The organism is Nocardia sp. IFM 10818 (genome assembly GCF_054655275.1).
In genome coordinates this window covers 1,400,638-1,412,068 of sequence record NZ_BAAHJH010000001.1, presented here as the reverse complement: position 1 = coordinate 1,412,068, position 11,431 = coordinate 1,400,638, and the positions used below count along the sequence as shown (strand labels likewise).

13 protein-coding genes are annotated in these 11,431 nt (G+C 68.9%); 7 read left to right on the top strand and 6 right to left on the bottom strand.

Annotation, left to right across the window (positions count from 1 at the left end; genetic code table 11):
• The first annotated feature begins 27 nt into the window (after positions 1-27).
• On the top strand, positions 28-507 hold the full coding sequence (locus ACYQ5L_RS06165) for a gamma-glutamylcyclotransferase family protein (RefSeq protein ID WP_379200074.1): 480 nt from the start codon (positions 28-30) through the stop codon (positions 505-507).
• A gap of 57 nt (positions 508-564) precedes the next feature.
• Here the strand turns inward: ACYQ5L_RS06165 and ACYQ5L_RS06160 are convergent, their stop codons facing one another.
• The 4 genes from ACYQ5L_RS06160 to ACYQ5L_RS06145 all read right to left on the bottom strand — a co-directional run bounded on the left by ACYQ5L_RS06160 (position 565) and on the right by ACYQ5L_RS06145 (position 4,677).
• On the bottom strand, positions 565-1,728 hold the full coding sequence (locus tag ACYQ5L_RS06160) for a M20 family metallopeptidase (RefSeq protein WP_459963334.1): 1,164 nt from the start codon (positions 1,726-1,728) through the stop codon (positions 565-567).
• Between the two features lie 143 nt (positions 1,729-1,871).
• The gene (locus tag ACYQ5L_RS06155; protein WP_459956140.1) at positions 1,872-3,092 is read right to left on the bottom strand and encodes a M20 family metallopeptidase; all 1,221 of its coding nucleotides are present in this window, start codon (positions 3,090-3,092) and stop codon (positions 1,872-1,874) included.
• 129 nt (positions 3,093-3,221) lie between these two features.
• Positions 3,222-3,929, bottom strand: a complete 708-nt coding sequence (locus ACYQ5L_RS06150; protein ID WP_459956138.1) for an enoyl-CoA hydratase-related protein — start codon at positions 3,927-3,929, stop codon at positions 3,222-3,224.
• Between the two features lie 31 nt (positions 3,930-3,960).
• Entirely contained in the window at positions 3,961-4,677 is a 717-nt protein-coding gene (locus ACYQ5L_RS06145; protein WP_459956135.1) for a TetR/AcrR family transcriptional regulator, read from the bottom strand.
• A gap of 55 nt (positions 4,678-4,732) precedes the next feature.
• Between ACYQ5L_RS06145 and ACYQ5L_RS06140 the strand changes: the two genes are divergently transcribed.
• The gene (locus ACYQ5L_RS06140) at positions 4,733-6,112 is read left to right on the top strand and encodes an FAD-dependent monooxygenase (protein WP_459956133.1); all 1,380 of its coding nucleotides are present in this window, start codon (positions 4,733-4,735) and stop codon (positions 6,110-6,112) included.
• Between the two features lie 215 nt (positions 6,113-6,327).
• Positions 6,328-7,107 carry a purine-nucleoside phosphorylase gene (locus ACYQ5L_RS06135; protein WP_459956132.1) on the top strand — a complete coding sequence of 260 codons (780 nt, stop codon included), beginning with the start codon at positions 6,328-6,330 and terminating at the stop codon, positions 7,105-7,107.
• A gap of 3 nt (positions 7,108-7,110) precedes the next feature.
• Here the strand turns inward: ACYQ5L_RS06135 and ACYQ5L_RS06130 are convergent, their stop codons facing one another.
• Positions 7,111-7,533, bottom strand: coding sequence for a hypothetical protein (locus ACYQ5L_RS06130; RefSeq protein ID WP_459956131.1), 423 nt, complete (start codon positions 7,531-7,533; stop codon positions 7,111-7,113).
• 199 nt (positions 7,534-7,732) lie between these two features.
• Here ACYQ5L_RS06130 and ACYQ5L_RS06125 point away from each other — a divergent pair, with 199 nt between their 5' ends.
• The 3 genes from ACYQ5L_RS06125 to ACYQ5L_RS06115 all read left to right on the top strand — a co-directional run bounded on the left by ACYQ5L_RS06125 (position 7,733) and on the right by ACYQ5L_RS06115 (position 10,144).
• Complete coding sequence (locus ACYQ5L_RS06125) at positions 7,733-9,454, top strand: phospho-sugar mutase (protein WP_459956129.1); 1,722 nt, start codon at positions 7,733-7,735, stop codon at positions 9,452-9,454.
• A 7-nt stretch (positions 9,455-9,461) separates the two neighbouring features.
• Entirely contained in the window at positions 9,462-9,683 is a 222-nt protein-coding gene (locus ACYQ5L_RS06120; RefSeq protein ID WP_379200061.1) for a hypothetical protein, read from the top strand.
• Between the two features lie 104 nt (positions 9,684-9,787).
• Positions 9,788-10,144: a hypothetical protein gene (locus ACYQ5L_RS06115; RefSeq protein ID WP_459956127.1), complete on the top strand. Its 357-nt coding sequence runs from the start codon at positions 9,788-9,790 to the stop codon at positions 10,142-10,144.
• Between the two features lie 134 nt (positions 10,145-10,278).
• Here ACYQ5L_RS06115 and upp read toward each other — a convergent pair whose 3' ends face one another.
• Positions 10,279-10,902 carry a uracil phosphoribosyltransferase gene (upp, locus tag ACYQ5L_RS06110; RefSeq protein ID WP_379200057.1) on the bottom strand — a complete coding sequence of 208 codons (624 nt, stop codon included), beginning with the start codon at positions 10,900-10,902 and terminating at the stop codon, positions 10,279-10,281.
• A 138-nt stretch (positions 10,903-11,040) separates the two neighbouring features.
• Here upp and ACYQ5L_RS06105 point away from each other — a divergent pair, with 138 nt between their 5' ends.
• Positions 11,041-11,361 (top strand): type VII secretion target, encoded by a 321-nt coding sequence (locus ACYQ5L_RS06105; protein WP_459956125.1) that lies wholly within the window; start codon positions 11,041-11,043, stop codon positions 11,359-11,361.
• The last annotated feature ends 70 nt before the right edge of the window (positions 11,362-11,431 follow it).

Here is an 11,431-nt window from a genome sequence, read left to right as displayed (position 1 = left end):
TCAGGGATTGTTCGATAGGCTCTTACAGTGCCGATTTACGCCGCCTACGGGTCCAACATGGATCCCGAGCAGATGCTCAAGCGCTGTCCGCACTCCCCCGTGTACGGAACCGGCTGGCTGGAAGGGTGGCGCCTGACCTTCGCCGGAGACGACATCGGCTGGGAGGGACCGCTCGCCACGGTGGTCGAGGAGCCTGGCTCACGCGTGTTCGTCGTCCTGTACGACGTGCCCGACGATGACGAGGTCAGCCTGGACCGCTGGGAAGGTTCGGACTTCGGCATTCACAAGAAGATTCGGCTGCGCGTGACGCCGAACCAGGGCCCGGCCACCGAGCCGGTGCTGGCCTGGCTGTACGTGCTGGACGCCTACGAGGGCGGACTCCCGTCGGCCCGCTACCTCGGAGTGATCGCCGACGCCGCCGAAAAGGCGGGCGCGCCAAGCGACTACGTCCACGCCCTACGCACCCGCAACAGCAAGAACGTGGGCCCGGGCACCTTCGGCCTCTGAGACGCGAACGAAAGGCGGGCCGCACCGAGTCGGTGCGGCCCGCCTTTTCGCTGCTCGCTAAGCGTTCAGGACCAGGCTGGTCATGACCTGCACGCCCACGGCGAGGGCGCGCTCGTCGATATCGAAGGTCGGCTGGTGCAGGTCGAGCTGCTCACCCTTGCCCGACCAGACGCCGAGCCGCGCCATGGCGCCGGGGACTTCCTCCAGGTACCAGGAGAAGTCTTCGCCGCCACCGGATTGCTGGGTGTCGGCGAGGGCGTCCGGGCCGATTTCGCGAATGGCGTCCTCGAACATGCGCACGGCCAGTTCGTCGTTCACCACCGGCGGCACGCCGCGCTTGTAGTTGAGCTGATAGCGCACGCCGGTCGGCGCGAGCAGGCCCTCGACGATCTCGCGGACCATGGGCTCGAGCAGCGACCAGGTGGCGTGATCACCGGTGCGCACGGTGCCGGTGAGCATGCCGGTCTGCGGAATCGCATTGGGCGCCTTGCCCGCCGACACCGCGCCCCACACCATGACGGTGCTGGTGCGCGGATCGATGCGGCGGCTCAGCAGGCCCGGCAGGCCGGTGATGACGGTGCCGATGGCGTACACCAGATCGCTGGTCAGATGCGGGCGCGAGGTGTGCCCGCCCGGGGAGTCCAGCACGAGTTCGACGGTGTCGGCGGCGGAGGTGATGGCGCCGACTCTGATGCCGACCCGGCCGACCTCCAGCCGCGGATCGCAGTGCAGCGCGAACATGCGCGAGACGTCTTCCATGGCGCCCGCAGCGACCATGTCGATGGCGCCGCCGGGCATGACCTCCTCGGCGTGCTGGAAGACCAGTCGCACACCGACCGGCAGGTTCGGGACTTCGGCGAGCGCCAGCGCGGTGCCCAGCAGGATGGTGGTGTGCGCATCGTGCCCGCAGGCGTGCGACACACCCGGCACGGTGGAGGCGAAGGGCAGGCCGGTGTACTCCTGCAGCGGCAGCGCGTCCATATCCGCGCGCAGCCCGATGCGCGGGCCGTCGGCGGGGCCGATATCGCAGATGAGCCCCGTGCCGCTGGGCAGCTTGCGCGGTTCCAGACCGGCCTTGACCAGCCAGGATTCCACGAACTCGGTGGTACCGAACTCGGTGCGGGACAGCTCGGGGTTGGCGTGGATGTGCCGCCGCCACGAAACCAGGTCGTCGGCGTGCTCGTCCAGCCACGCGTCCACCACGTCTCGACCGCTCACCATATCCATGTCAACACCCACCGTGCCCATTTCAAAGCCCATGTCGACCCCCACCGAGCTGCCGTTCACGCCGCTCGCCGTCCCCTGCGAGACGCACGGGGCCGCCACTGGTCCCGAAGCTCGCGCCGCGGACCGGCCGGTTGTGCTCACCGAATGTCCTCCTGTCGCTGAAACTGCCGTTGACTGACTCGTTCCGACAACCTGTCCCTGTGTAATTGATCGCCTGAAAGTTGTATCGCGGTGCGGGCCAAAGCCGTAGCACCGTCGATGACAGCCTGGTCGGCGGAGGCGTTCACGGCCGCGGCCGCGAACGCGGGCTGGTGGGTCACCGCGCCTCCGGCATCGATCCCGATCACCGGGTGGATGCCTGGGATGACATTGGTGACATTGCCCATATCCGTGCTGCCCAGCGGCCGTTGCGCCTCGAGTTCCGGGGCAATGGGCTCGCGTCCGAGTTCGACGATCTGCTCGCGATAGGCACACAGTAGTGCGCTGTCGGGAGTGAGCTCGGTATATGTCGGCGCGAGCTTCCGGATTTCATGTGTGCATCCGGTCGCCAGGGCACCTGCCTCGAAACAGGCCGATGCGCGTCGCATCAGATCTTCGAGGTCCGCGGAGTTCACTGCTCGTAGGTAATACAGCAGTTCCGCGTGTCCGGGCACGATATTGGGGGCCACGCCGCCCGACCCGACTATACCGTGCAGTTGCTGTCCGGGAAGTAGATGTTGGCGTAGCAAACCTAAAGCAACTTGTGCGACGGTGAGTGCATCAAGAGCATTTCGCCCGTATTCCGGCGCGGCGCTGGCATGGGATTCGCGGCCGTGAAAAACAACGGACAAATCAGCCAGGGCCAGAGAATGCGCGCCGGCGATATCCTCCGGGCCCGGATGCACCATCATGGCCATGGCGCAATCGTCGAAGACGCCGCGCTCCAGCATGAGCACCTTGCCGCCGCCGCTCTCCTCGGCGGGCGTGCCCAGCACCTTCACCGTGATCCCGCAGGCATCGGCCACCGCGGCCAGCCCCAGCGCCGCACCCACCGCGGACGCGGCGATGATGTTGTGCCCGCAGGCGTGGCCGATCTCGGGCAGCGCGTCGTATTCGGCGCAGAGGCCGACGACGAGATCACCGTGGCCGTATTCGGCGGTGAAGGCGGTCGGCAGCCCGGCGACGCCCTTCTCGATGCGGAAGCCGTGCTCGCGCAGCGGCTCCATGGTCTTCTCGACGCTGCGGAATTCCTCGAAGGCGAGTTCGGGTTCGGCGTGAATCGAATGCGAGAGCGCGATCAGCCGATCGCGGGCGGCGGCGATGGCGGAATCGGCGGCGGTGAACACGGACCGGTCATCGCCGCTGCGCGATGGTGGCATGGCCACCAGTCTTACACTCCACGACCCCGGTGTCGCAGCGGGCGAGCCGGAAATCTCACGGCATGGCGCGGCCGCACCGAATAAATAGGGGCTCCGGGGGTGTTCCCCCGAAGCCCCGCCGGTTCCGGCTCAGGCCGGGTTGAAGCCCAGGTTCTCCGGGGTGGTCTCCACGGCCAGCCCGGCGAGCGCCTTCTGGTGCAGCGCCTTCTTGATTTGCTGGAGGTTGGGCTTGCGGTTGCCCTTGAGCACATCGGCCTGGGCGACGGCCGCGGCGAGCAACGCCTCGGCATCCGCCTTGCCGTCCACAATGCCCTTGGCGATGGCGTCATCGGCGGCGTAGCGACGGCCGGTGGTCATGGCCTCCACGCACACCTGATTGGTGAGGCGTTCGGTCAGCAGCGCGTTCATGGCGACCGTGAACGGCATGCCCAGGTGCACCTCGGGCAGGCACCAGAAACCGCGGTCCGCGCGCATGAGGCGGAAATCGCAGGAGGTGGCCAGCATGGCGCCGGCGCCGAAGGCGTGCCCGTTCACCGCGGCCACGGTCGGCATCGGGAAGGCCAGCAGGCGCGAGTACAGCGAGTGCACCCGGTCCAGATACCAGCAGTTCTTGTCGAAATTGCCGAACAGCCAGTCGGTGTCGAGGCCATTGGAGAAGAACTTGCCGTTGGCGGTGACCACCAGCGCGGCCGGGCCCTCGGACGCCTCGGCCTCGTCGAGCAGCGCATGGACTTCGGTGATCCAGTCCGGGTGGAAGCGATTCTCGCTGTCGATGTTCTGGCCCTCGGTCCCGAGGTTCAGGACGAACACGTCCCCATCACGCTTCAAATACGGCATGTGTGCAGGGTAATAGGGCCGCACCCACTAGCTACTCGCGGGTAGCCTGCTCGTACTCCAGGCCGAAGGCCGTACAGATCTCGCGCAGCAGGTCCTCGAATAGCGGGGTGAGGTCGTCGAAGACGAATTCGACCTGCCGGAGCACTTCCATGCACAGCAGGCCGTAGAGGCGGATCCAGCATTTGAGGAAGACGTAGGCGGCCTCGGGCGGGAGTTGCCCGCCGATGCCGTTCGAATAGTCGGTGAGCTGCCGCCGCAGGGACGGATCGAGATCCTTCGGGTCCGGGACCGCAAAGGGTTTCGCCGCCCACAACGTGACGATCTCGTCGCGGAAGACCGCCTCGAAATCCAGAGCCGGTTCGTGACTGAGCGATTCGGCCGCGAGGGTGCTCGACGGGGTGGCGAACATCCAGCCGAATTCGGCCGGGTGCGCGATGGCCCATTCCCGCATGGCGCGGCACATGGCCAGCAGCCGAACGGATTCCGACGCCTCGGCGTGCGCGGTGCGGGCGCCGGTGATGGCGTGGGTGAGCTCCTCGTAGCAGTCGGCGGTCACGGCCTGCACCAGGATCTCGTGGCTCGGGTAATAGCGGTACAGCGCGGGCCCGCTCATACCCATGGCGCGGGCGACGGCATTCACCGTCACCGCTTGGGCGCCCTGCTCGATCAGCAATCGCCGTGCGGTGGAACGGATCTCCGCCATGGTGGTCAGCCGGAGCCGGTCCCGCCGGTTGATATCGGTCGTCACGTTAGACAGTCTAACTCGAGTTAGAGTCTCTAACACAACCTCGGAAAGGACCGATATGACCGGAACGGCAATCGTCATCGGCGCGGGCATCGGCGGGCTCGCCACCGCGAAAGCGCTGCGGCGCAACGGCTGGCAGGTGCAGATCCACGAAAGATCCACCGACTTCGGCGGACTCGGCTCCGGGCTGAGCATCGCCCCCAATGCGATGCACGCACTCCGCCACCTCGAACTGGATGACGCCCTGTCCGGTATCGCCCGGCGGCTGGACGGCCTCGAAGCCCTACTCCCCTCCGGAAAACCAGCCATGCGCCTCGACTCCACCACCCTCACAACCAAATACGGCGACGCCCTCTACGCCGTCCACCGCGGCGACCTGCACCACCTCCTGCTCGAATCCCTCGACGACATCCCGCTGCATCGAGGCCACCGCGTCCTCGGCGTCGCACTGGACAACTCGCCTGCCGCTGCCACGGACACGGGCACGGGTATTGCCACTGGCACGCATCCAGGCACTGGCACACATGCCGATGCGGGCGCGCATGCCGATGCGGGCGTGGGTACTCGCGGCGGGCGGAACCTGGCCGACGGCGACCTTCCGGCAGGGCGGGCACCCGGATTCGGCCGCACCCCATCCCCGGAGCGGGCCGTGGTGACCATCGCCGGGCCCGACGGCACGCAGGCGCTGACGGCCGATCTGGTCGTCGCCGCGGACGGTGTGCACAGCCGCGTGCGCGCGGCGCTGTTCCCCGGCCATCCGGGGGCGCGCTACGCCGGGTACGCCGCGTGGCGCGGCATTGTGCCCGCCACCGTGGCGGCGGACCTGGGTGTGCGACCCGTCTTGGCGGAGACCTGGGGTGCGGGCCTGCGGATCGGTGTCATGCCCCTGCACGATGGGCGGATCTACTGGTACGCCTTCGATACCGCGTCCGAAACCGACCAGCCTGCACCGGAAGTGGCCGCACTCGCCGAACGATGCGCGGCGTGGCCGCGGCCCATCCCCCAGCTGCTGGCCGCGACGCCGGCCGATGCGGTGCTGGTCCGCCCGGTGCACTACCTCGACCGCGCCCTGCCGAGTTTCACGCGCGGCCCGATCGCCCTGCTCGGCGACGCCGCCCACGCCGTCACCCCCGATGTCGGGCAGGGCGCGTGCCTGGCCCTCGAAGACGCGGTCGTGCTGGCCGCCATGGTCACCGAACACGGTGTCACCGCGGGCCTGCGCGCCTACGACAGCACCCGCCGCCCCCGCACCCAGCGCATCGCCCAGGCCTCCGGCCGCATGGGCCGCGCCCTGCAAGGCAATCACCCCGCATCCGCCCGCCTCCGCAACCTCACCGCCCGCCTCACCCCCACCGCCCTGAACACCCGTTTCGCCGATTCCCTCTACGACTGGACCCCGCCCCCGTCCTCCACGGCATTCGCCCACCCAACTCGCTGATCCGCCGTACGCAACCCAGCAGGCGCCGTCCCCCGGAGCCCGATTCCCGCGGTTCTCACCGACCGGGAACTGGTGGCGGGACGCTCTCGCGGTTTGCCGCCACCAGTTCCCGGTGATCGCGCGTCCAACTCGATTCCCGGGTGAAATTCCGGCAATTGGTGCACGTCACAGTTGCGCAACTGCGCGCGAGATCGCCGGGGACTAGGGTGGGCGACATGCAAGCCGAGCTGGCCGCGAAGGCGATCGCCGAACGAACTGGAGTGCCGAGTCACCGGGTCGCGGTGATCCTCGGGTCGGGGTGGCAGGAGGCGGCCGCGGAGGTCGGCGATCCGGCCACGTCCATTCCCATGGGCGAGGTCCCGGGGTTCGGATCGCCCACCGCCCAGGGGCATCAGGGCACGATTCACTCGGTGCCGGTCGACGATGAGCACGTGCTGCTGCTCATGGGTCGTCAGCACCTCTACGAAGGCCATGAACCCGCCCAGGTCGTGCACAATGTCCGCACCGCCATCGCCGCGGGCGCGGAGATCATCCTGCTCACCAATGCCGCGGGCGGTATCCGCCACGGCCTGACCGTCGGCGAACCGGTCCTGATCAGCGATCACATCAACTTCACCGGCCGCACGCCGATCGCCGGCGCGAATTTCGTGGATCTGGTGGACGCCTGGGACCCCGAACTGCGCGCTCTCGCAAAGGAAATCGACCCGACGCTGACCGAGGGCGTCTACGCCGGTCTCACCGGCCCGCAATACGAGACCCCGGCCGAGATCCGCATGCTGCGCACCCTCGGCGCGGATCTCGTCGGCATGTCCACGGTGCTGGAAGCCATCGCCTGCCGCGAGGGCGGAGCCAAGGTACTCGGCATCTCCCTGGTCACCAACCTCGCCGCCGGAGTCACCGGAGCCCACCTCTCGCACGCCGAAGTGCTGGCCGAAGGCCACGCCGCCGCAGCGCGATTGGGCAAACTGCTGCGCGGAGTCCTCGAGCGCCTGTAGGCCCTACGCGGGTATCGATCTCTCCGGCCCCCACCGCCGCAGCAGCCAGAATCCCCCCGCCAGCGCTGTGCCCGAAGACAATGCGCCGTCGATGAGGAGTTCCACGGCCCTGCCGGTGGAATGAATCGCCTTGGGCCCGCCCCACGGCAGCAGCCTCAATCGGACGTCGATGGCCGCGCCGGGCTGGATACTGTCGCTCGCCAGGGAAATCGAGCGCCGATCAGCTGACTCGTCGAAGTAGAAACCTTCGACGTAGCGGATCGCGTCGTCGTCCGAGGTCTGCCAATAGGCCCGCTCAACGGTGAGGACTTCGGCTCGCCCCGCTCCCCACAGGTACCCACCGCCGTTGACGAGACAGGCGATGCCGAAGAACGCCCCTATCGCGAGCGAAAGCAGGCATATCGGCAGCACGACCCACCGGCGCATGGCACGCCACATTCTTTTACCCCCCACGAATCCACGCTACGGAAGCCGACTCGAGCTGTCACCCAAGGTTCGTCGCGGCCCGCACCTGGGTATCGCGGGGCAGTGGCGTAATCGCGCCGGGTGGCGTGGCCCGCTCCGCGTTCGGCGGAGGGGCGGCATGATCGTGTGCGGCACGCCGGAACTAGACGAGGAGGCACACATGCTGCGGTTCGGTACGGCCGGGTTGCGGGGTCCGTTGCAGGACGGGCCGGACGGCATGAATGTGGAGACGGTCGCGCGAGCCAGCGCCGGGGTGGCGGAATGGCTGCGCGGGCGCTGCCTGGGCGGCGGGCTGGTGATCGTCGGGCGGGATGCGCGGCACGGGTCGGCGGAATTCGCCGCGGCGACGGCGGAAGTGTTTGCGGCGGCAGGGTTTTCGGTGCTCCCGTTACCGCGGCCGCTGCCCACCCCGGTGGTGGCGTATGCCGTTCGGGAGCTGGGTGCGGTCGCCGGGGTGCAGATCACGGCCTCGCACAATCCGGCGACCGACAACGGGTACAAGCTGTATCTGGATGGCGGATCACAACTGGTCCCGCCTGCTGACGCCGAGATCGAACGGTGCATCGACGCGGTGCGCGAGCCGATTCCGCGCGCCGATCCGGCGGCCGCCGTGCCCGCCGCGAGCGTCTTTGCCGCGCTCGGCGTTGCTGACGACTCGTCCGGTGGTGGTGCGGGTCAGGGCGGCGGCGAGCCCGACGGCTCGCCTGCGGCGGACAGGGGGACGGTGATCGAGCCCGGCAGCCCGCCCGGCACGTTCGCCGTGGCCGCCGACACCGGAGCGGTGGAGTCGCAGGCGGACGATTCCGCCACGGTGGCGGCGCGTTCCACCAACGCGCTCGGCGAGGAGTTGGTGCGGCGGTATCTGGCGCGGGTTTCGGCGCTGCCCAGTGTGATCGGGGGGCCAGGACCGCGCGCGGCGATTCGGATTGCGCTGACGCCCATGCACGGGGTGGGTGGACAGCTGGCGCTGAGTGCGCTGCGGGATGCCGGATTCACCGATGTGCATGTGGTGGAGGAGCAGTTCGCGCCGGATCCGGATTTTCCGACGGTGGCGTTTCCGAATCCGGAGGAGCCGGGGGCGGCCGATCTGCTGGTGAAGCTGGCCGAGCGGGTGGAGGCGGATATCGCGATCGCGCTGGATCCGGATGCGGATCGGTGTGCGGTGGGAGTGGCGGGGCCGGACGGGTGGCGCATGCTGCGGGGGGATGAAACCGGGGTGCTGCTGGGGGATTTCGTTTTGCGGACGGCGGCGCCGGGGTCGCTGGTGGCGACCACCATTGTGTCGTCGCGGCTGTTGAGCAAGCTGGCTCCGGCGCGCGGAGCGCGGTATGCGGAGACGCTCACCGGGTTCAAGTGGCTGGCGCGGGCGGGGGACGGGCTGGTCTACGCGTACGAGGAAGCCATCGGGCATTGCGTCGATCCGGCCGCGGTGCGGGACAAGGACGGCATTTCGGCCGCGGTGCTGGCGGCCGATCTGGTCGCGCAGGCGAAGGCGGCCGGGCGCACGCTGTTCGACCTGCTCGACGACTACGCGGTCGAGTTCGGGGTGCATGCGGGCGATCAGGTGTCGCTGCGGCTGGCCGATGCGGACGAGGCCGCCGCCGTGGTGGCGCGATTGCGGGAGACGCCGCCGGCCGAGATCGCCGGAATCCCGGTGACGTGCACCGACCTGGCGCAGGTGCGCGGGCGGATGCGGACCGACGCGCTGGTCTTCGAAGGTGCGTCGATGCGGATGGTGGTGCGCCCGTCCGGCACCGAACCGAAGCTCAAGTGCTATCTGGAGGCATTCGAACCGGTCGTTTCGCGTACCGGATTAGCCCACGCGAAAGCCTCCGCCGCCCTTACCCTCTCAAATATCAGGGAGTTCTGCGAGAAGCTGTGAGGTGGCCGTGAGCGAACAGCACTGCACGCACTGCGGAGGCTTCGACCTCGAACAGGGGTTCCTCGACGACGCGGGCGATTCCGCACCCGGCTACACCCGCTGGATTCCCGGCCCGCTGGAGCTGGAGCCGTTCGGCGGCGCGAAGCGAATCGGCAAGCCCCGCTTCGCCGTTCATGCCCATCGCTGCCGCTCCTGCTCGCACCTGGAGCTTTTCGCGCCACGCAAGTAGCCCTCGCGCGGGAACATCGGCCGGATATCCCGGGCCTTGCCGCCCGGCCCGGCCGGAGCTAGCGTGTCCAGGGCTGGCCAGCTCCGCGAAAGGAACACCCGCATATGCGTAAATCCCTGTGGCTCACCGGATTCGGCCTAGGCGCCGCAGCTCTGCTGAGCACCGCCGGCCCGGCCGCGGCCGCCGCCTCCGTCATGGAACACGACGGCCCGTACCAGGTGAACACGGAGATCTCGGCGGGCTACTACACCACCCACACCGCCGCCCCCGGCTGCGAGTGGGCGCGCTTCACCGCCGGCGGGGACATCATCGAGCAGGGCCGCGGCGGCAATGGCGTGGTGACCGTGCGCATCCCCGCCACCGACGCGGTGTTCTCGACCAGCGGGTGCGGCACGTGGACCATCGAGGGCGGGGAGCGGCAGCCGAGCGGACCGAGCACCGGCTCGTTCGGATCCTCCTAGCGATCCGGAACCCGCGCGGCGGGCCCCAAATCCGCCCCGCACGGTACGAATCCACCCCGCACGATCCGAATCCCCCCGCACGATCCGAATCCACCCCGCACGGTCCGAATCCGCTCAGGGGCGGTCGAATCGCCTCAGCGCGGACCGAATTGGCGATCCCCGGCGTCTCCCAGGCCGGGGACGATGAACGCGTCGGAGTTGAGGCCGCGGTCGATCGAGGCGGTCACCAGGCGCACGGGATGACCGGACTTCTCCAGCGCGGCAATGCCTTCCGGCGCGGCGACGACGCAGATGACGGTGATGTCGCGGGCATGCCGGGTGGCCAGCAGGTCCAGGGTGTAGACCATGGAGCCGCCGGTGGCGAGCATGGGATCGAGCACGATGACCGGGGTGTCGGCGAGATCCTCCGGCAGTGACTCCATGTACGGGGTCGGCTCGTGCGTCTCCTCGTCGCGGGCCAGGCCGACGAAGCCGATGCGCGCGTCCGGGATGAGATTCTCGGCGGTCTCCACCATGCCGAGCCCGGCGCGCAGCACCGGAACCAGCAGCGGCGGCGCCGCCAGCCGGGTGCCCTCCGCCGCGGCAACCGGGGTGGCGATCGGGAAGGTGGCGACCGGCGCGTCCCGCATGGCCTCGTAGACCAGCAGGCCGGTGAGGTCGCGCAGCGCTGCCCGGAATGTCGGGTTTGTGGTGCGCGCATCTCTCATGGTGGTCAGCAAAGCGGCAGCGAGCGGATGGTCCACGATGTCAGTGCGCATAGGAAAACGATAGGTCAGCCAGGCAAATTGAGGTCCGGGCCGGTCGACTTTCCACCCCCGGGAACCGCTCCGCCCCCGTCACACGTCCAATCCCACGTTGGACGTAATCCGCCAGCGACCAGCTCACCGGGGGCCTCCATGCACCACCTCACCATCCATCCCGCCGACCTCACCGCCTACGCGACCACCGCCGCCGCCATGGCCGCCGACCTCACCACCGCCACCACCCTCGCCGCCACCGCCACCCCCGCCCTACTCACTCCCACCCTCGGCCTCATAGGCGCCGACCTCATCTCCGCCTACACCGCGGCCCACACCACCCACCTCACCACCCTCACCGCCTTATCGGCCGTCCTCACCTCCCTCGGCACCGTCAGCACCGGCGCCGCCGTCACCTACGCCACCACCGATAAGACCTACGCCACCGCCCTGCGTACAACAGACGTGGAGACAGCATGAGCGCCACCGATCGGCCCGCCGCGCGACCGGCTGCACTGATCGACCCGCGAACCGGTCCACATGGGCGCTA